At 41.8% G+C, this 19,278-nt stretch carries 19 protein-coding genes and 1 tRNA gene; 14 read left to right on the top strand and 6 right to left on the bottom strand.

The annotated features are described in order from the left end of the window. Window positions 1–200 precede the first annotated feature (200 nt). The 9 genes from ACM0OX_RS20075 to ACM0OX_RS20035 all read left to right on the top strand — a co-directional run bounded on the left by ACM0OX_RS20075 (window position 201) and on the right by ACM0OX_RS20035 (window position 8,034). The gene (locus ACM0OX_RS20075) at window positions 201–659 is read left to right on the top strand and encodes a DUF29 domain-containing protein (protein ID WP_414516783.1); all 459 of its coding nucleotides are present in this window, start codon (window positions 201–203) and stop codon (window positions 657–659) included. 116 nt (window positions 660–775) lie between these two features. Continuing rightward, window positions 776–1,240, top strand: coding sequence for a hypothetical protein (locus ACM0OX_RS20070; protein ID WP_414516782.1), 465 nt, complete (start codon window positions 776–778; stop codon window positions 1,238–1,240). A gap of 255 nt (window positions 1,241–1,495) precedes the next feature. Continuing rightward, the gene (locus ACM0OX_RS20065; RefSeq protein WP_414516781.1) at window positions 1,496–1,993 is read left to right on the top strand and encodes a hypothetical protein; all 498 of its coding nucleotides are present in this window, start codon (window positions 1,496–1,498) and stop codon (window positions 1,991–1,993) included. A gap of 34 nt (window positions 1,994–2,027) precedes the next feature. After that, entirely contained in the window at window positions 2,028–2,873 is an 846-nt protein-coding gene (locus ACM0OX_RS20060) for an Rpn family recombination-promoting nuclease/putative transposase (RefSeq protein ID WP_414516780.1), read from the top strand. A 51-nt stretch (window positions 2,874–2,924) separates the two neighbouring features. Next, window positions 2,925–3,236, top strand: coding sequence for a hypothetical protein (locus ACM0OX_RS20055; RefSeq protein ID WP_414516779.1), 312 nt, complete (start codon window positions 2,925–2,927; stop codon window positions 3,234–3,236). A gap of 155 nt (window positions 3,237–3,391) precedes the next feature. Continuing rightward, complete coding sequence (locus ACM0OX_RS20050; protein WP_094349116.1) at window positions 3,392–5,077, top strand: ABC-F family ATP-binding cassette domain-containing protein; 1,686 nt, start codon at window positions 3,392–3,394, stop codon at window positions 5,075–5,077. 221 nt (window positions 5,078–5,298) lie between these two features. Beyond that, window positions 5,299–6,897 (top strand): 2,3-bisphosphoglycerate-independent phosphoglycerate mutase, encoded by a 1,599-nt coding sequence (gpmI, locus tag ACM0OX_RS20045; RefSeq protein WP_414516778.1) that lies wholly within the window; start codon window positions 5,299–5,301, stop codon window positions 6,895–6,897. An 83-nt stretch (window positions 6,898–6,980) separates the two neighbouring features. Further along, window positions 6,981–7,214, top strand: coding sequence for a preprotein translocase subunit SecG (gene secG / locus ACM0OX_RS20040; RefSeq protein ID WP_109011945.1), 234 nt, complete (start codon window positions 6,981–6,983; stop codon window positions 7,212–7,214). A 10-nt stretch (window positions 7,215–7,224) separates the two neighbouring features. Then, on the top strand, window positions 7,225–8,034 hold the full coding sequence (locus ACM0OX_RS20035; protein ID WP_414516777.1) for a peptidase: 810 nt from the start codon (window positions 7,225–7,227) through the stop codon (window positions 8,032–8,034). Window positions 8,035–8,049: 15 nt separating this feature from the next. Here the strand turns inward: ACM0OX_RS20035 and ACM0OX_RS20030 are convergent, their stop codons facing one another. The 6 genes from ACM0OX_RS20030 to ACM0OX_RS20005 all read right to left on the bottom strand — a co-directional run bounded on the left by ACM0OX_RS20030 (window position 8,050) and on the right by ACM0OX_RS20005 (window position 14,871). Continuing rightward, entirely contained in the window at window positions 8,050–8,445 is a 396-nt protein-coding gene (locus ACM0OX_RS20030) for a hypothetical protein (RefSeq protein ID WP_414516776.1), read from the bottom strand. Window positions 8,446–8,569: 124 nt separating this feature from the next. Then, window positions 8,570–9,718, bottom strand: coding sequence for a glycosyltransferase family 4 protein (locus ACM0OX_RS20025; RefSeq protein WP_414516775.1), 1,149 nt, complete (start codon window positions 9,716–9,718; stop codon window positions 8,570–8,572). A 356-nt stretch (window positions 9,719–10,074) separates the two neighbouring features. Then, window positions 10,075–11,727 (bottom strand): MFS transporter, encoded by a 1,653-nt coding sequence (locus tag ACM0OX_RS20020; RefSeq protein ID WP_414516785.1) that lies wholly within the window; start codon window positions 11,725–11,727, stop codon window positions 10,075–10,077. After that, window positions 11,714–12,736 (bottom strand): DNA repair protein RecO, encoded by a 1,023-nt coding sequence (gene recO / locus ACM0OX_RS20015; RefSeq protein WP_414516774.1) that lies wholly within the window; start codon window positions 12,734–12,736, stop codon window positions 11,714–11,716. The genes ACM0OX_RS20020 and recO overlap by 14 nt, the downstream gene beginning before the upstream one ends. A 105-nt stretch (window positions 12,737–12,841) precedes the next feature. Beyond that, the gene (deoC, locus tag ACM0OX_RS20010; RefSeq protein ID WP_292729187.1) at window positions 12,842–13,522 is read right to left on the bottom strand and encodes a deoxyribose-phosphate aldolase; all 681 of its coding nucleotides are present in this window, start codon (window positions 13,520–13,522) and stop codon (window positions 12,842–12,844) included. 170 nt (window positions 13,523–13,692) lie between these two features. Next, window positions 13,693–14,871 (bottom strand): DNA cytosine methyltransferase, encoded by a 1,179-nt coding sequence (locus ACM0OX_RS20005; protein ID WP_414516773.1) that lies wholly within the window; start codon window positions 14,869–14,871, stop codon window positions 13,693–13,695. A 376-nt stretch (window positions 14,872–15,247) separates the two neighbouring features. Here ACM0OX_RS20005 and ACM0OX_RS20000 point away from each other — a divergent pair, with 376 nt between their 5' ends. From ACM0OX_RS20000 to ACM0OX_RS19980, 5 genes are all read left to right on the top strand, one after another. Continuing rightward, entirely contained in the window at window positions 15,248–16,522 is a 1,275-nt protein-coding gene (locus ACM0OX_RS20000) for a glycosyltransferase family 4 protein (protein ID WP_414516772.1), read from the top strand. A 612-nt stretch (window positions 16,523–17,134) separates the two neighbouring features. Next, on the top strand, window positions 17,135–17,593 hold the full coding sequence (rsfS, locus tag ACM0OX_RS19995; protein ID WP_292818512.1) for a ribosome silencing factor: 459 nt from the start codon (window positions 17,135–17,137) through the stop codon (window positions 17,591–17,593). Next, window positions 17,590–18,090, top strand: coding sequence for a CGLD27 family protein (locus tag ACM0OX_RS19990; protein ID WP_335183545.1), 501 nt, complete (start codon window positions 17,590–17,592; stop codon window positions 18,088–18,090). The genes rsfS and ACM0OX_RS19990 overlap by 4 nt, the downstream gene beginning before the upstream one ends. An 87-nt stretch (window positions 18,091–18,177) precedes the next feature. Further along, window positions 18,178–19,131: an asparaginase gene (locus ACM0OX_RS19985; protein WP_289799287.1), complete on the top strand. Its 954-nt coding sequence runs from the start codon at window positions 18,178–18,180 to the stop codon at window positions 19,129–19,131. Between the two features lie 46 nt (window positions 19,132–19,177). After that, window positions 19,178–19,254 (top strand) — tRNA-Met (locus ACM0OX_RS19980). Window positions 19,255–19,278 lie beyond the last annotated feature (24 nt).

Genomic DNA, 19,278 nt, shown 5'->3' with positions numbered 1-19,278 from the left:
TTAAAAGTATTTATATTTTAATCTAGTGTACCTCATAATAGACGCAAGTGCTGTAACGCAAAAATTCTCTCTATCTCTTCTCCCTCTGTGTTCTCTGTGTCTCTGTGGTTCGTTTATTTAGATAATTTATTTCTTGGAAGTCCTTAGCATAAAATTGGCTCAAACTAGCTCGTGGTTTCTTGCTGTCAAGATTCAACTTTATGGACAAACCTTTTTTGTACGACCAAGACTTTTATGGCTGGACACAGCAGCAGGCTAAAGCGTTAGAGCAGAGGCTAGTTATGGAACTAGACTGGCAGCACCTGCAAGAGGAAATTCAAGCTTTGGGGAGACAGGAATATCGGGAACTCGTGAGTCGTCTAAGTGTATTACTTGGTCATCTCTTGAAGTGGGAGTATCAACCCGAACAACGCTCTCGTAGTTGGTTTTTAACAATTCGAGAACAGCGCCGCGCCATCAATAGGCATCTGCGGCAGAACCCTAGCTTAAAGTATCGAATAGAAGAAGCTTTGTTAGATGGCTTTGAAGCGGGAGTCGATTTGGCGCTTCGAGAAACTAACTTACCATTACGAACCTTTCCAGAGCATTGCCCTTATTTATTTGATGATGCGATCGCAGATAATTTTCTGTGCGATACTCGTCAAGACTGGGAAGGATAATTACTACAATTTTTATGACACTCATTTTTGATTTGGAGACACCTTAAGTAGAATAAAGTGAAAAAAATTATATACTTATAAGTTTTACTCCAAGTTAGTTAGATATAGTTACATCTATGAAAGAAGTAATAGAAAATGTAAAACAAACTATAATGCAAAAACAGATACTTTGGGCTTATCCAATTGCACTGAAATTAGAAAAATATCACTATAGTTTGGCAATCCAATGGGCAATAGAATGCATACAAATATATTCATCCGAGATTAAATCGGACAAACTCTCCCAGCTTAATAAATATATTCAGCAAGCTTTGTCAAAGCCAAATTTTTTAACTCCTTTACAGTGTAATGAAATTAGTCGAGAAATATGGTATTTGCCTGAAAGGGAAGAAATTCAAACTGCAATAGCTCGAGTATGGGGTTCTATGGCAGCTTTTAAAGATGGAGAAGATCGTGGTGGAGTAATGGAAACCACTAGGGCAGTCGAATTAGTATTACCTGATATATACGATCATCGTCTATTAGATCGATATCTAGAAGCTGCTGTAATAATTTTTGAAGAATACGAATCACAAAACTAGGCGTGTGAGTAGTAGAATTGCATTGATTCACATGGCGATCGCTAATTTTGGCTGAGTTAAAGGTTCTGGTAGAAATACGTAATGGCTGCACAAACTAAGTCCGTCTGCGTGGACTCCAGCAAGTTTAAACCCACGGATGTGGGTTTTATCTGTATAGCTGCGATTTCTAATCGCCAGTGCTAGGGTATTTTACTGGCAGTTAAGGAATAAATGGTTTTAAAATGGTGCAATCTTAAAATATTTAGGGGTGCAGCTATGTCGCTACGCAATGAGCCTTTAGATTGGCAACTTGAAACCAATAATCCTTATATACCAGTTTATCATCAAGGCAATTTGGTGGGATTTTTTAAACCAGATTATGCCAATGAAATTATTAAAATTCTAAATGAAGAAGAAGTTTTAAAGAAAGCGCTAAAAATGGCTTGTACTGATTTAATTAAAAAAATCGGCGGCGATACCAGAAAAGTCAATTTTTTAATGGAAAAATATGTAAAAACTAGTGAGCGTCCAAAGCATGGAACTAGAGCGATCGCAGTTTTACTTCAAGATAGGCAAAAAGAGCTTGACTTGAGTAATCAGGAGTTTGCTAAATTCTGCGACACCTTTAAATTATCTCCGACTGAACTGAATAATATTTATGCTGGAGAAGCATTTGATGATAGTTTACTAGCGCCCCTTTCACGTATATTAGGTATGGCAAAAGAGCAATTGCTGAAAGTGCGAGATGGTTCTGAAGAATCAAGTAATACATGAACAGCAAATCAAAATTTTCAAATGATATAAAATTGTGAAAACAGACATCATCTTTTATCGGCTGTTTCAAGAATTTCCTGATATCTTCTTTGAACTTATTGGTAATCCTCCAGAATCAGCTAGCCTTTATCAATTTTCATCAGTTGAAATCAAACAAACAGCCTTCAGAATCGATGGTGTGTTTCTGCCTATACAAGGAAGTGAGAACCAGATTTACTTTGTTGAAGTGCAATTTCAAGCTGATGGGGAAATTTATTCACGGCTAATTGCAGAAATATCTTTATACCTCCGTCAAAATCAACCATCAAATGACTGGGGTGCTGTGATTTTATACACAAACAGGAATGTAGATACAGGCAATATCAAACATTACCGTGAGTTTTTCACAAGTGGGCGCGTCAGACGCATTTATTTGAATGAATTAGGTGAAGGTGCATCGCTTCCAATTGGCATTGCAACTGCTAAATTAGTAATTGCAACCGACGATATAGCGATCGCACAAGCAAGAGAGTTGATAGACAGAACTAAGTCCGAGATAAACTCACCACCAAAACAGCAGCAATTATTACAATTTATCGAGACTATTTTGGCTTATAAATTTCCCACAATGAGTAGGGAGGAGATGGAGGAAATGTTTGGATTAAGCGAGTTAAAGCAAACCAGATTTTATCAAGAAGCCTTTCAGGAAGGTGTTGAACAAGGTAAGGTTCAAGGCATCGAACAAGGTAAGGTTCAAGGCATTGAACAAGGTAGGGTTCAAGGCATTGAACAAGGTAAACTCAGAGCAGTACCAGCAATGTTGGCAGCCGGGTTGACTGTAGAACAAGTAGCACAGGCGCTAGATTTGAGTGTCGAACAAGTCAGACAAGCCGCGCAGTAGGATTCTTCTGATCAAGGAGTAGAGGAATTAGTGGACTACAACATAGGAACTATGAGTTTCAAAGATACAAAAATTTATCAAGAAGCATTTGAAGAAGGGCGTTTGGAAGGTTTACGGCAATCAGTACCTCGTCTATTAGATTTAGCGTTAACTATTGAGCAAGTTGCGGAGGGATTAGGTTTAACTATAAACCAAGTTCAAAACGCGAAACTCTATCATGATGGCATCCAAATAGGGGAGCGTAGAGCCAAATTACAATTAATACCCACCTTGTTGAAATTTGGGGTGACAGTGGAACAAGTGGCTGAGGCATTTGATTTCAGTGTCGAAGAAGTTAGACAAGTAACACAAAGCCAGCCTTGAAATAGATGTGGTAAATTTTATCCGTAGCTCAAGCCAAATTTGGTTTGCAGCTTCCAAACTTTCTCGCGACGAATTTATAGTTAATTTTTGTTAATATTAGAGGCGGTGTTAGTACTTCGTCCTCAACCACCCACTCCCTACCTGAGAGAAACTTAATGCTGCGACTAGAACATATAAGTAAAATTTATCCCACAGGCGAAGTTCTCAAAGATATCAACTGGGAAGTTAAACCAGGCGATCGCATTGGCTTAGTCGGTGTCAATGGTGCTGGAAAATCCACCCAACTCAAAATCATCTCTGGGGAAATGGAACCCACCGCCGGCGAAATTATTCGTCCTAATAGCTTACATATAGCCTACCTCAACCAAGAGTTTGAAGTAGACCCCACTCGCACCGTTAGAGAAGAATTTTGGACTGTCTTCAAAGAAGCCAACGAAGTACAGTTATCTCTGGCGCACATCCCACAAGAGATGGAAACGGCTAGCCCAGAGGAACTGGATCGACTGATCGACAAGTTGGATCGCTTGCAGCGCAAATTTGAAGCATTGGATGGCTACAACTTAGATGCACGCATCGGGAAAATCTTACCAGAGATGGGGTTTGGGCTAGAAGATGGCGATCGCCTCGTCAGTGCCTTCAGTGGTGGTTGGCAAATGCGGATGAGTTTAGGAAAAATTCTCCTGCAAAAACCCGACTTGTTACTGCTGGATGAACCGACTAACCACCTAGATTTAGAAACCATTGAGTGGTTGGAAAACTACCTCAGAGGGCTAGTTACGCCGATGGTAATAGTCTCCCATGACCGGGAGTTCCTTGACCGCCTCTGCACCCAAATTGTGGAAACTGAACGTGGTGTTTCCAGTACTTACCTTGGTAACTACTCAGCATATTTGGAACAAAAAGCCGAAAGTCAATCAGCACAACTTAGTGCTTACGAACGCCAGCAAAAAGAATTAGAAAAACAGCAAACTTTTGTTGATAGGTTTCGCGCCAGTGCTACTCGCAGTACTCAGGCAAAAAGCCGGGAAAAGCAACTCGACAAAATCGAGCGCATTGAAGCACCCATTGCAGGCGTCAGAACTCTACACTTCCGTTTTCCACCTGCACCCCGCAGTGGACGCGAGGTAGTAGAAATTAAAGATTTAACTCATCTTTATGGTGATAAAATCCTGTTTCTGGCAGCAAATCTTTTAATTGAAAGAGGCGATCGCATTGCTTTTCTTGGCCCCAATGGTGCTGGGAAATCTACCCTTCTGCGTGTAATTATGGGGATGGAACCACCCACAGAAGGTAGCGTTCAATTAGGGGATCACAACGTTATTCCCGGTTACTTTGAGCAAAACCAAGCTGAAGCCTTGGACTTGAAGAAAACTGTTATGGAAACTATCCATGATGAAGTTCCAGATTGGGATAATCAAGAAGTCCGCACCCTTTTGGGACGCTTCTTATTTACTGGTGATACCGTATTTAAGGCAGTTGGGGCATTAAGTGGAGGAGAAAAAGCTCGTCTGGCGTTGGCAAAAATGCTCTTACGTCCCGCGAACTTACTAATTCTAGATGAGCCGACAAACCACCTAGATATTCCAGCGAAGGAAATGCTGGAAGAAGCGCTTAAAAATTATGACGGTACGGCAATTGTAGTTTCCCACGATCGCTACTTTATTTCTCAAGTAGCTAACAAAATCGTCGAAATTCGTGATGGTGAATTCCGCGTTTACTTAGGAGATTATCATTACTATCTCCAGAAAATTGCCGAAGAAAAAGAACAAGCAAAGTTAGCTGCAATAGAAGCCCAAAAAGCGGCTAAGAAAGCTGCAAAAGCTTCCACAAAAAGGAAATAAAGGATTGGATAACACCTTAGTAGTAGTGCTAAAACGCTACTACTAAGTAATCACTCGTTACTAGCGTTCAAAAAAATTACAGAAAAACTACTAAAAGTTAAAAACTATTTCCAAAAACTGCAAGTCCTTCGTAAAAGAAGTTAATAAGCAAAAATTCACTTGCGGCGTGGATTAGCAGTGGTATCATTCGGGTATTACAAAAAGTAAAGGGCAATTTTACTATGACCAAAGCACCTGTTGCTCCTGTGGTGCTAGTCATTTTAGACGGATGGGGCTACTGCGAAGAAACGCGAGGAAACGCCATTACTGCTGCTAAAACTCCCATCGTGGACAGTTTATGGGCCGCATACCCGCATACCCTCATCCACACATCAGGAAAAGCCGTAGGGTTGCCAGAGGGTCAAATGGGCAACTCGGAAGTTGGTCATTTGAACATTGGTGCTGGGCGAGTGGTACCGCAAGAACTGGTACGCATCTCTGATGCGGTCGAAGACGGTTCTATTGCCTTAAATCCAGCACTCGTCAAAATTTGCCAGGAAGTTCGCTCTCGGAATAGCAAGCTGCATCTAGTAGGCCTTTGTTCTGAGGGAGGGGTACATTCGCATATCACCCATCTATTCGGACTACTTGACTTAGCCAAAGACCAGCGAATTCCAGAAGTTTGTATTCACGCTATCACCGATGGTCGTGACACCGCACCAACTGACGGTGTAAGAGCGATCGCACTGCTACAAGATTATATAGACCGCACAGGAATTGGGCGCATAGTCACTCTCAGCGGTCGCTACTACGCGATGGATCGCGATCGCCGCTGGGATCGGGTAAAACGCGCCTACGACATGATGACCCAAGATAGTGTTGGTAATGGTCTCAAGGCTGTGGAAGTCTTGCAAGCATCTTACGACCAAGGGATAAAAGATGAATTTGTCAACCCAATCCGAATTGCTCCCGGCGCAATCGAACCAGGGGATGGGGTGATATTTTTCAACTTCCGCCCCGATCGCTCCAGACAACTGACTCAAGCTTTAGTCAGTCCCACATTTAACGGTTTTGAAAGACAGCAAATCACACCGCTGTCTTTTGTGACGTTTACGCAGTATGATTCAGAGTTACCCGTGGCTGTAGCCTTTGAGCCTCAGAATCTCAGTAACATTCTGGGAGAAGTCATAGCCAATCACAGTCTGAATCAGTTCCGCACCGCCGAAACAGAAAAATACGCCCACGTCACCTATTTCTTTAATGGGGGTCTGGAGGAACCTTTTGTCGGTGAAGATCGGGAACTGGTAAGCAGCCCGATGGTAGCGACTTACGATCATGCCCCAGCGATGTCAGCAGCAGCAGTTACAGATGTAGCGATCGCTGCGATTCAAAAGGGTACGTATTCCTTAGTTGTAATTAACTATGCCAACCCAGACATGGTAGGGCATACTGGTCAAATCGACGCTACCATTACAGCAATTGAAACAGTCGATCGCTGTTTGGGACGCTTGTTAGAAAGCGTTATCAAAGCCGGTGGTACAACAATTATTACTGCCGACCACGGCAACGCTGAGTATATGCTAGATGAAGGGGGTAATCCCTGGACAGCTCATACTACTAACCCAGTTCCCTTAATCTTGGTGGAAGGAGAGAAAGTCAAAATCCCTGGATATGGTACAAATGTCGAACTGCGAAGCGATGGCAAGCTATGCGACATTGCCCCCACAATTCTAGAGATTTTACAGCTGCCTCAGCCACCAGAAATGACCGGGCGATCGCTGCTGAAAACAGCAGAATACGAACTGCAACGTACTCGCACTCCTGTGCAAGTAGGGCTGTAAAAGATTGCTGAGTTAGGAGTTTACTAAAACTCCTAACTTCTGAATTCTGTTTTTTGAAACTTTTTATAAATGAGATTCCTACCATGACAGTTAGTAATATCGTGCAAGGCATTTGGGCATTTTCCGCCACTGGTTTGATTATCTTAGTTTTGCTGCATAGCCCTAAAGGTGATGGCGTTGGGGCCATTGGCGGACAAGCCCAGCTATTTAGCAGCACCAAAAGTGCAGAAAACACCTTAAACCGAATTACTTGGGCATTGACAGTAATTTTTCTTGGTTTAACAGTAGTTTTAAGTGCTGGTTGGCTTCCTAAATAAGGATAAATAAATGGGGAGAAGAACCCAACACCCGATACTTAACACCCTAATAAATTTAATTTCACGACGGTTAATTATAGCTCTTGCCTTATTTTCTGGCACAGGGCTATTAATCATTTTTACTAATATCCAGTCGAGTAATGGGTTTACAATAATACCAGAATATGTATATTCAGATTTAATAACTTCTCTCCCTACTTCCCCAAAACCCCATCCCTTACCGCCCACACTGGCACAGCGGCAAGATAACACTAACAGTGGTGACTACTTTTCCCAAGTCACAACAACCCAAGTTGGTTATTTAGTCTGGTCGCAATTTCCTGTTCGAGTTTACATAGAACCACCAAAAGCCATCAGCGAAAAACAAGCTCAAGCATGGGTTAACGCTGTCTTGCAGGGTGTACAGGAGTGGAGTAATTATTTACCTTTAACAATAGTCGAACAGCCAGAAATTGCTGATATTACGATCGCGCGAAAAGCGCCACCTCTACAAATTTCCCCTGGTAGTAATATACCCCGTGCGCGATCGGCACAAACTACTTACGAGTTATACACTACCAACAAAGTTTTATCCCACCGCTTCACTATCTTGCTAAGTCCCAGCCAAACAGGTGAGTATCTCATTGCAGCTACCCGGCACGAATTCGGTCATGCACTGGGAATTTGGGGCCATAGTCCGCTACAAACTGATGCCCTATATTTTTCTCAAGTTCGTAACCCGTCGCCTATTTCTCCCAGAGATGTAAATACTTTAAAGCGGGTTTATGAACAGCCAACCAGTTTAGGATGGTCTTTAGTAGAAAATTCAAAGATTAATTGACTGATAGATAATACCCTACTGTCTGTCAGTAATCCAAGCCTCTCGCTGTTCCCCCTGAATCGACTGTACAGTTCCAAACCTTTCCTCAATTTTGCGTGGCAGAGTGGATGTCCCAAAGATGTAAACGCAAACTTCTTCTGGTTGATTTGTCAAAACACGAACTCTGGCTTCGTTATCTTGTAAACGCTCTATGAAAATAGATGCACAAATTTCAACATCTTCAGGAATCTCATATACTTCCTTGGAAAAGGTGAATCTCTTCTCCAAACTATTTGCAATTTGGTCAATAACGTTTTGTTCGGGCAACGGATTTGTGAAGCAATAGACGTATGTTCGGCAGCACTTTCCATGTTCTAGCTGCTCTAAGTCAGGGATATTTCTCACCTTTATCTGACTTGCGTGATACTTCATTTTGTTAACTTTAGATAGCCTTATAAAACTGATAAGAGAATTGTTAGTTAGGTCTTTGTATTTTACCCGATCGCACTCATTACCATCTTAAGATTTACAGTGCGATCGCACTTTTTCCCTTTCCTTACGCTCTGCGACTTAGTGGTAGAGGTCGCTGTGCTAAAACTCCTTTATAAAGTTCTTCCAGCAGACTAATATTTTTACTAAGGGTATAGCGGTCTAATACACGCTGTCTAGCTTTTTGCCCTAGTAGAGTTGTTAACTCTGGATGGTCTTGCAACACTGGCAAGAGCGTTCTTAATTGCGAGCGCGCTGTTTTGGTACTAATAACTACACCTGCACCCTTTTCCAATACTTCTCCATCTGCACCCACATCTGTTGCTAAACAAGCCAACCCACACGACATTCCTTCTAACAGAGATAAGGACAAACCCTCTACCAATGAAGGCAAAACAAATACATCTGCGCCCCGCAAAATTTCGATGCGTCGGTCTTCATCAGCGACAAATCCCAACCAGATAATGCCGTATTCTGAACCAAAAAACGGCTCTAAGGAAGACTTTAAAGGGCCGTCGCCAACAATTAGTAACTTACTACCAGGTGCCATTGCCGACTGCTTCCAAGCCCGGAGGAGAGCTTCAACATTTTTCTCTGGCGCTATGCGACCCTGATAGACAAACAAGCGTTCGGCTTTTAATTCTGCTTTTATTTTAGAAAATCCTGGAGAATACTTGGCGGTATCAACACCGTTGGGAATTACGGCAATATTTTCTTCTCTTACGCCCATCCCTGCCAATAATTCTCGCTGAATTTGGGAAAATACAATCACGCGATCGTAGTTAACTAAAAAAGGCGCGTAGAGTTGATAAGCCAAAAGTTGTGTTCCCGATACCAGCTTTGCTCCCTTGCCAGCAAATGGTGTGTGAAAAGTGGCAACTAAGGGCAACCTCAGTTCCTCACAGATTTCTGGTAGAAAAAAGTCTAGAGGAGATAACGTCAAGGAAGCATGGACTACATCTGGTTTGATTTCCCGCAGTGAATCAGTTAAAACTTTGGTGGCTTTAAAAGTGGGAATCGTGTAAACCTGGGACTTGTAAATGAAAGGTAGGGAAACCTCTCGAAGATTTGGCCAATTATCAGGTTCAGACTCTTCCTGGGCGAAGTGAAGAAAGCTAACTTGATGTCCCCTATCTAGCAAGGCATTTGTAATTTCTCGACTGTAGGTAACATTGCCGCAAAAGGGTGATTTTTTTCCAATCCAGGCTATACGCATTCTTTATTTAGCTGTAAGAAAAGCGGGTTTAATGTATTACTTGTGTGTCCTTTGTGATTTTTCTTTTATCTAGCTATACTTGCTGGTTTTTTTATTTATTAAAAATTCCCAAAACTTTCTACTAGTTTAAAAAGCTTATTGTCAGCTGATTAAACCAGTGGATTGATGGCTTTATTTATTTTAGTTATAAGTTGTTAATTTCTGATATTTCAACAACTTATTCTGACTAATGTCAGATTCATATCCGGCAAGTATGTGATAAATTTTCACTGACCACAGTTTACCATGAACGCAAAAAGTTTAAGTAAATATTAATTACCTCAAGGTAATGAATAATAACTCCTGTTAGCTGATAACTACTTGTGCGAGTTATACCAGGTTAATATACCTCCTGAAAAGACGATCGCAGCTAATCCCAAAAAAACTACCTGTAATCCCAGAAAGGTTTCTGCGACACCAGCTAATGCTAAAGGTAAAGAGAGGGCAATATTAATTACATTGTTCTGCAAGCCAAAAACTTTACCACGCATTTCTGGAGGTGTTTCTGTTTGGATTGCAGTTTGCATGGGAATTCCCACTAGTGCCCCAAAGATGCCCACTAGCGCCACCAGTAACAAGACGAGCCACAGTTGAGTTGTAAATACTGACAGACCAATCAGGGATGCTGCCATACCCATACAACCACACAGACTTAGCTGAGTATAGGAGAAACGTTGACCAAATTGACCGAGAATTGTTGCTCCACCAGCGATACCAACACCACCAGCTGCTAGTAAAAAGCCGAATTGGGAGGCTTTCATGTTGGGAATTATTTCTGCCATCCGAACGGCTAGAACAGTTAATGCTGCAAAGACAGAAAACAAGATAATCAGTTGAAGCAAAGCATTACGGACGCGATGATTTGCTTTGAGGTAGGCAAAACCGTCCCGCAAATCAGAGAATACATGAGGGAATTCTGTATCGGGGTGGTGGTGTTTTTCCTTAGTTGCCAGAAGGAACAAAATTAGTCCAGCGATCGCATAACTGCCACCTACTAAAAGTTCTTTGCCCAAACTACCACTACCACCAATTTGCAGCCAAAGTCCATCTGCGATCGCTAGCAACGGTTCTCCAACGGCAAACCCAACAATCACCGATGCCATCATCGTTGTTGTGTAAAGCGAATTAGCCGAGAGTAAATGCTGTTCTTCTACGATTAAGGGAATTACCGCCTGTTCTGCCGGAGCAAAAAACTGCGTCAAAGTCGAAACTAAAAAAGTCACACCCAAGATAATTACAAAACCCACTGGCAGCACTCCTATGGGTTTCCAGTCATGAGTCAACCACACCAGGAAGGGAATTGACAAAACTAGGATGCCGCGCCAAATATTCGTTGCCACCAGCACAGCCTTTTTCGACCAGCGATCGACAAACACACCAGCAACGGAACCAAACAATACGGCTGGAATAGTAAAAGCCATCATCAAGACTGATACCCAACCACTAATACTCTGATTGCTCCCTTGAAACTGAGTATTAATCAAGGCAATCATCAAGACCAAATAAACTTTATCTGCTAGTTGAGAGAAAACTTGACCACCCCAAAGAGCCAAGAAATTAGGATTTTTTAATACAGGTAAAAATCCTAGTTGTTTTACATTCCCTGTAATAGCTTCTCCACCTGAACCCGATCCATCTAATTTCGGGAATTCTTTCTCTGGGATAGTAGTTACTGACAAATTCTGCCCATTACGAAGGCCATTGCGATCTACCTCAGCAGTGGTTAATTTGTCCTCTGATTGTGTTTCTGATTGGCTTGGAAGATCAGTTTTTGGGATATCCCCTGTCCAACTTTGATCGTTTTGAGAAACATCTTTTGGGGACATTTCTTGGCCATTTATTTGACTAGGTGTACACTTGAGAACAGCACTCAAGTGATTCCTGACTGTAGGATCTGATACCCTATTCTGTTTTTTGGCGAGGCTTGGTGACAAAGGCAGGATTTTCTTATCCAAATCAGACGGTTGCATCATGGTTGGCAGCAAAATAAGAGTCGATCAAGGTAGCAGAGCGAATAGGGCGACCTAATTGATACTGAGCATACTGGCGCAAAGTCTGCTCAACAGATAACCAGTTATGATCTCTAGCACCATCAATTTGCATTATCTCTGGTTGTGACAGATGTTGAAGCAAAGCTAGTTCCATAGCACCCAAACGACTAGAAATCACAGGTATTTCTTGCCGATGCACAACAATTGTTTGGGCATTGGGGAGCCAGTGCGTTGCGGAAGTTCCCGACGCTCGAGTACTCGCTAACGCTGCGCTATCCGTTGAAGCAACTGGCGTCATTGTGGATGGGGCATTAGGCATAGGGAATTGGTTATTAATCTTCCCCCGCTCCTCTGCTCCTCTGCTCCTCTGCCCCTCTGCCCTCATCTCCCTCTCCTGTTTTCGTAAACGTTCCCTAGCTTCTAAGCAAACCGTTCCACCCGCAGGGATGCTAAATCCTACCTGCCAGTTGGGGTCTGTGAAGTCTGGCTTAAGGGAACGTTGAGATAGACAACATATTTGCACTTGCGGCGTCAGCCCTGCTAAGGCTAAAAGGTGAAATACACCATGAGCCAGATGAGCCAAAACACCAGATAGATTTGCACTAGACACCGCCTCTAAGCGATGGAGATGTTCATTGAACAAATCATAAAGTTCTTCTTGGGGTTGTTCGCTCAAAGCTTCACACAGAACTATTTCTGCTAAATATTGACTGGCAGCCAGTTTTCCCAAATCTTTAGCTAAACCAGGATAAGTTTTTAACGTCTGTGCTTGAGTAATTTTATCAAGCGATCGCCCTTTGGCAATCAATAGTTCATTCACAACGAACATTCCACTCCTACCGCCCAGGCTGGAGTTGTGCTTACGTGACCCTGGAGCCACGGCTCGAATCAAACCGAATTCTCGTGTCAAAATCGTCACTATTTTATCCGATTCTCCTAGCGCCTGGGTTTTAAGATTAATACCAGTTGCTTTGTAGGTTCTACTCATTAGTCATTAGTAGTTATTAGCCATTAGTCATTAGTCATTGGTCATTAGCTTAGGACAAATGACATAGACGCCCTTTGGCGGCTTCCCGTAGGGTAGGACAAATGACTATTCACCCTTTCCCAGGTTATCGCGCTGACGGATCAAATCCATACCGCGAGATGTGCCTAATCTAGTAGCACCCGCTACGATTAAGTCTAGGGCTTGATTGATAGTGTGGATACCACCTGAAGCCTTAATTCCCACCCTTTCTTTTGCCAATTCTTGCAAAAGTCGTACATCTGCCACAGTTGCACCACCATTCCAACCTGTACTAGTTTTTAAGAATGCTGCTCCTGCCTCCATAGCTATTTCAGCAGCTATTTTTTTCTCTGCATCTGTCAACAGGTTAGTTTCCAAAATTACCTTGACCGTTTGCCCAGTCTCTTCGCAAATTTCGGCAATCTCCCGGTGGACTTCTTCAGTTTTGCCAGCTTTCAACCAGCCCAAGTTCATGACTACATCCAACTCAGTGGCCCCACTATCCGCCGCTTCTTGAGCTTCATACAGTTTCACGGCTGAAGTCGTTGCACCAGAAGGAAAGCCTATCACCGTACAAACTTTCGGGTTTTTACCGTGGAGGAGTTCTACTGCTTGCTTAACATTAGCGGGGAACAGACAAACCGCCGCAAAGTTGAATCTATATGCTTCTTCACACCATTGCTCAACCTGCTCTGGAGTAGCCGTTGGCATTAACAGGGAGTGATCGATGAATGGCGCAATATCAATGTCTGGATAGTCTGCTGCCATCGTGTCTTCTGCCAGTGATTGATTATTAAACTTTATAAAAAATTAAAACATTTCTTATATATATATTAAACCACATTTATTACGAGTTTATCCTGAAAACAAGCTGCTGAATTGTCTTTAATATGGGCTTTACAGATATCCCGGAATTACTGCAAGTATTTAAGTTAACGCTAAGTAGTAGTAATACTAGGAATATCAATAGTGTTTTTTACACTATTTCCTAAGAAGTTAATAATAGTTTGAGCCAATGCTTGCGATGCCAAATATGGGACACCATTACCAATAGTTTTAAACATATTAGTGAGTGACATACTTTCTGGGAGTACAAAATTTGCAGGCAAAGATTGGATAGCTAAAGCTTCTGCTACAGAAATCCGCCGGATTTTGTAAGGATGTAAATGTACTTCATTATTTCCATAGCAAGCTGTCGGAGAGTAACGCCATCTATGCAGACGTTTGAAGGATTTTTTAGAATCATCTCCTTCATCAATAGAAGCAAATCTTGTGATACCTGCCCTTGGTTGAAAACAGTTTTCAGCATTGGGATGTTTCAGAACGTTATTTTTTCTAAACCAGTATTCAACTGTTAATTCTTCAGGTATATTGTCAGGACAAGGTATTAGAGAATTTTCTTGGAATGGTTCACATTTGCGCCAAGGGTAAGAAAAGACTTTTTCGTGAGGATATAAAATATAATTATTCCAAGGAAAATATACCTCATGTAGTAACTTTTTATTACCAACTTTGATCCCTATGTTCTGAAGAAAATTCTTTTTGAAACCAATTAAAATAATTCTTTCTCTATCCTGTGGTACGCCATATTCGATAGCATTAATTAATCGCTCTGTTAATATATAGCCTGCTTCGTGTAATTGTTGCTTGAGCGATTCAAAAAACAAACGGTGTTTTGTTGTCTTCCATAAACCCTTAACGTTCTCAAATAAAAAGAAATCTGGAAGATTGCGGCAAATTAATTCAATATATGAAGCGGAAAGTTTACCATTTTCTCCCAAACCTCCTCTATTTTTTCCACCAATAGAAAAATCAGGACAGGGAGGCCCACCGATAAAACCAATTATATTATGAGATTTGCGGCAGTCTTTGACTAATTCTTGAAGGTGTTGTTCTTCTTTTCCGCTAATAAGTTTTGTTACATCTGCTGCTTCACCATGATGATATCCATATTCAGGCGATCGCATTTTTAGAACTTCTCGTGAATGGCGATAGGCAGCGATGAATGGGGCGAAGATTTCATTGACATAAACAATATTAAAACCGCTGGTTTCAAAACCTAAATCTAGGAAACCTGAGCCAGCAAAAAAAGAGAAAATACAAGGGCGATCGCTCATTGAATTACACTAGTACGATCAAAAAATCTTATTAATATTCATATTCTAGGAAAATGGGTTATGTGCGTAACTTATAGAGAGAGTTAATACTAACTATTCCAATTTGGTTTGAAGAGTTGGTAAAACCTAATATACTTAGGGCTTCTACGTAAGTACCAATCAAAAAATAACAATTGAAAAACTGCTTAAATAGTAAAAAAAATTTATAGTTTCCCTAAGTATTACATCTCAAAGTTTACTCAATCTTTAAGGAAAATACCTGACAGAAAAACAGTCTGGAGTCACAATTAAATATAGGGTTTTCCAAGCCCACATGATATTTCAGACAAATATTTGTCACTAAATAAAAAACCGGGGTACTTCGGACTAAATTTTTATGCGGATTTTAATTTACTCCTACAACTACTATCCAGAACCGATTGGTATTGCCCCACTAATGACTGAATTAGCAGAGGGACTAGTGAAACGTGGGCATGAAGTGCGTGTAGTCACCGCTATGCCCAATTACCCTGAGCGGCAAATTTACCAGGAATATCGGGGTAAATGGTATGTCAACGAATACAAAAATGGCGTTCAAATTCAACGCAGTTTCGTTTGGATTCGTCCACAACCCAACCTATTAGATAGGGTGTTATTAGATGCTAGTTTCGTCGTCACTAGCTTTGTACCCGCCCTTATCGGTTGGCGCCCAGATGTGATTCTCTCAACATCACCATCCTTGCCAAGCTGTGTACCAGTTGCTCTTTTAGGATGGTTACGTGCTTGTCCTGTGATTTTAAATCTACAAGATATCTTACCAGAAGCAGCCGTCCATGTCGGTCTATTGAAAAATAAATTACTTATCCGGTTGTTTACATTATTGGAAAAATTTGCCTATAACAGTGCCAGTAAAATTAGTGTCATCGCCGATGGGTTTGTGGACAATTTGCGAGCTAAGGGCGTAGAAGCTGAGAAAATTGTGCAAATTCCCAACTGGGTTGATGTAAATTTTATCCGCCCTTTGCCTAAAGAGGATAACCCTTTCCGCGCAGCACATAATCTGAATGGCAAATTTGTAGTACTTTATTCTGGTAACATCGCTTTAACTCAAGGTTTAGAAAGCGTTGTCAAAGCTGCTTCTGTATTGCGTCATATCCCAGATATTGTCTTTGTCATCGTTGGAGAGGCCAAAGGTTTACAGCGATTGCAACAGGAATGTCTAGACTGCGGCGCAGATAATGTGTTATTACTGCCATTTCAACCCCGCAAAGATTTACCACAAATGTTGGCAGCTGCGGATGTTGGTTTAGTGGTGCAAAAGAAAAATGTTGTATCCTTCAATATGCCGTCAAAAATTCAAGTGCTACTTGCTAGTGGAGGGGCTTTAGTTGCCTCTGTCCCCGACAATGGTACGGCAGCAAGAGCCATTAGGCAAAGTGGCGGCGGAGTTATCGTTCCTCCAGAAGATCCCCAAGCTTTAGCGATGGCAATTTTAGATTTGTACCAAAACCCCGAAAAAGTCAAAACTCTGGGTTACAAAAGTCGCCAATATGCCGTTGAGCAATATGCTTTTGATCAAGCCTTAAATCAATATGAGTCTTTGTGTTACTCATTGACAGCAGAACGTAGAGCAATTCAGTCTACAGGCATAGTTACAAAACAAGAAGTTTAATCTTTACTGCAAAGTTATGTTACATCTGTAGAAATTACAATTATGCCCTCATGTCTAAGTATTATGAGATATTGAGGGTAGCTAATTTAACTATTAAAAATATAGCGATAGACAAGTAGGTTGTCAGGTGGATTGTTGAACTAAAAATCTCACGGCTTCACTTCATTCAACCCGTGGGTTACTCCTAACAAGGTATGTATTAATACTTAAATTCGTGCGTATATAATAAAGCGCACTTTTGCTAGACCAGTTATTAGTATGCTGTGTCGTATCATAATTTTTGGTAGACAAGTATCAAGCGTAGATGTGTAGTTACCTGCAAATTACTAGCTTTACATTACATATTATGATGTTTGATGAATCTGCAATTGTTTTCGCTGTCAATTACTGCTGTAAAGCTATTGGTTGATTTATCGCTGCACAATAACCATTAGCAATCAACTATTGCGGATATCGAAATCTAAACAGCTAATTATCAAACTAATCCCATAGACACCTGTTTTTTTGTTAGTATTCAAAAAAACCTATTGACACATTTGTCAGATCAATTGTTCGTTGTTTGTAAATAAATGTCAACAATTGTTTCAAAAGGAAGAAAGCACCTGAGGTTTAATGACTGATTATTTCCAAGGAAATTTCCCATTGCAATCTGTCCCACTGACGAAAAGTGCGGTAATAAGTCACGGCCAAACCGAAGAGGCGAGTGAAAAATTAGCTGCAACGATCGCTGTTGCGGCATCAGACCGCAAAGCAGGTGAGATTTTATTGCTCAAAGTAGCAGAGGTATCTTACCTGGCTGATTACTTTGTGATGATGACTGGCTATTCTAGGGTACAGGTCAGGGCGATCGCTCAAGCAATTGAAGGAAAAGTCGAAACTGAGTTGCAACGCCGTCCCTTAAGGACAGAAGGAAAAGTTGAGGGGAGTTGGGTACTACAAGACTACGGTGATGTGATCGTTCATATCATGATGCCTAAGGAACGGGAGTTTTATAATTTAGAAGCGTTCTGGATTCATGCAGAACGTATTTCCCTTCCAGAATCTGATGAAGGTGAGGGTAAGCCAACATGATTAGGTCTTCGGTTTCTAATTGCCCAGTTCCTACAGACCAACAACCACTCAATGAATACGAGGAGTTAAAAACTTCCTGGCTGTTTCGTGATACCACTTTACATTGGCGCGAGTATATCACGAAACTTGTTTGGATTTGGGGTTTATCTTGGCTCTTCGCAGGGCCGATAGCTGCGGCAAGTTTTCCCCCTCACAAGTATATTGCACATTTTATTCTTTGTGGTGCAGCCGGAGCAAGTGTCGGGTTAGTGCTGATACTGGTAAGGTTATACTTAGGATGGTTCTACGTGTGCGATCGCCTTTGTAGTCCCACAGTATTTTATGAAGAGTCCGGCTGGTACGACGGTCAAACTTGGACTAAACCAGAGGAAGTTCTCAACCGCGATCGCTTAATTGTCGCCTACGAAATTAAACCCATTCTGCGGCGGTTACAATTTACCTTTGCTGGCTTGGCGGGAATGTACGTTACTGGTACTATAGTTTGGCATTTGTTTTAAAGAGTTATTGGTCATTAGTCATTAGCTAAGGACTAATGACTAATGACCAATGACTAATTAATTAAAAAAGGTGATAAATATAAACCCATGACAATGGGAAAACGAACTCAAGCCACAGCACTGGAAGTCCGGTTGCTGCGGGAAGGTATTATTGAATCCAGGCATATAGTCCAAGCTGTTGTCTGCGACGAACGAGGACGGGTTCTAACCGTTGCCGGAAATTCTGAAACTGCTGCATTTATCCGTTCAGCCCTCAAACCATTTCAGGCACTCGCTGTCACCACCACAGGTACACTGGAACGCTATCAACTCAGCGATCGCGATTTAGCAATTATCACAAGTTCCCATAAAGGAAGAATAGATCAAGTCCGACAGGTATTTAACATCCTTTGGCGGGCGGATCTCGACCCGACTATACTCCAGTGTCCAATTCCTGAAGGCAAACGGAGTCCTCTGGAATACAATTGCTCTGGAAAACATGCGGGAATGTTAGCTGTTTGTCAGCAACGCCATTGGCCCTTGAATAACTACTTGGATCGCAAGCATCCAATACAGCAGTTAATTTTGGGCAAAGTCGCAGAGTTGCTGCGAATGCCAGCAGCAGAATTTATCAGCGCTCATGATGACTGTGGCGCACCAACTTATCTGATGCAACTCGGTCACATGGCATCTTTATATGCACTGTTAGCCTCTAGTACCAACTTGGATATGGAGCGGATTGTCCGTGCTATGACTCATCACCCCGCAATGGTCGCAGGAGATGGAGAATTTGATACGGAACTAATGCGCTTAACTCCAGGAGAACTAGTCAGCAAAACTGGTGCCGAAGGAGTGCAGTGCATTGGTAGACTCGGTGAAGGCTTGGGATTGGCAATCAAAGTCATGGATGGGGCAAAACGAGCAAAATACGCCGTGGCTATTCACTTACTCCAGCAAATGGGTTGGATTAGTCCCAGCGCCGCCGAAAGCCTCTCAGAAAAGTTTGTCACCTTGGGAAAATACAAGCGTTTAGAAGTAATTGGAGAATTATCGTTTTTGTAGTTGCCAAACTCTTGACTATAGGTTATTATAAATAAGTCGAGAGCAACGCGGGATAGAGCAGCCTGGTAGCTCGTCGGGCTCATAACCCGAAGGTCAGTGGTTCAAATCCACTTCCCGCCACCACATAGAATATAAAACAAAACCCTA

The sequence above is a fragment of the Nostoc sp. PCC 9305 genome (genome assembly GCF_963920915.1).
Classification (GTDB): domain Bacteria; phylum Cyanobacteriota; class Cyanobacteriia; order Cyanobacteriales; family Nostocaceae; genus Nostoc.
This window is presented reverse-complemented; position numbering and strand designations above follow the sequence as displayed.

Bases quoted from the DNA above. Each gene is read 5' to 3' on its own strand.
- ACM0OX_RS20075 (WP_414516783.1), top strand. From the start codon at position 201: ATGGACAAACCTTTTTTGTACGACCAAGACTTTTATGGCTGGACACAG.
- ACM0OX_RS20025 (WP_414516775.1), bottom strand. From the start codon at position 9,718: ATGCGTATAGCCTGGATTGGAAAAAAATCACCCTTTTGCGGCAATGTT.
- ACM0OX_RS20050 (WP_094349116.1), top strand. From the start codon at position 3,392: ATGCTGCGACTAGAACATATAAGTAAAATTTATCCCACAGGCGAAGTT.
- ACM0OX_RS19985 (WP_289799287.1), top strand. From the start codon at position 18,178: ATGACAATGGGAAAACGAACTCAAGCCACAGCACTGGAAGTCCGGTTG.
- ACM0OX_RS20020 (WP_414516785.1), bottom strand. From the start codon at position 11,727: ATGCAACCGTCTGATTTGGATAAGAAAATCCTGCCTTTGTCACCAAGC.
- ACM0OX_RS20065 (WP_414516781.1), top strand. From the start codon at position 1,496: ATGTCGCTACGCAATGAGCCTTTAGATTGGCAACTTGAAACCAATAAT.
- ACM0OX_RS20035 (WP_414516777.1), top strand. From the start codon at position 7,225: ATGGGGAGAAGAACCCAACACCCGATACTTAACACCCTAATAAATTTA.
- ACM0OX_RS20070 (WP_414516782.1), top strand. From the start codon at position 776: ATGAAAGAAGTAATAGAAAATGTAAAACAAACTATAATGCAAAAACAG.
- deoC (WP_292729187.1), bottom strand. From the start codon at position 13,522: ATGGCAGCAGACTATCCAGACATTGATATTGCGCCATTCATCGATCAC.
- ACM0OX_RS20055 (WP_414516779.1), top strand. From the start codon at position 2,925: ATGAGTTTCAAAGATACAAAAATTTATCAAGAAGCATTTGAAGAAGGG.
- recO (WP_414516774.1), bottom strand. From the start codon at position 12,736: ATGAGTAGAACCTACAAAGCAACTGGTATTAATCTTAAAACCCAGGCG.
- secG (WP_109011945.1), top strand. From the start codon at position 6,981: ATGACAGTTAGTAATATCGTGCAAGGCATTTGGGCATTTTCCGCCACT.
- ACM0OX_RS20005 (WP_414516773.1), bottom strand. From the start codon at position 14,871: ATGAGCGATCGCCCTTGTATTTTCTCTTTTTTTGCTGGCTCAGGTTTC.
- ACM0OX_RS19990 (WP_335183545.1), top strand. From the start codon at position 17,590: ATGATTAGGTCTTCGGTTTCTAATTGCCCAGTTCCTACAGACCAACAA.
- gpmI (WP_414516778.1), top strand. From the start codon at position 5,299: ATGACCAAAGCACCTGTTGCTCCTGTGGTGCTAGTCATTTTAGACGGA.
- rsfS (WP_292818512.1), top strand. From the start codon at position 17,135: ATGACTGATTATTTCCAAGGAAATTTCCCATTGCAATCTGTCCCACTG.
- ACM0OX_RS20000 (WP_414516772.1), top strand. From the start codon at position 15,248: ATGCGGATTTTAATTTACTCCTACAACTACTATCCAGAACCGATTGGT.
- ACM0OX_RS20030 (WP_414516776.1), bottom strand. From the start codon at position 8,445: ATGAAGTATCACGCAAGTCAGATAAAGGTGAGAAATATCCCTGACTTA.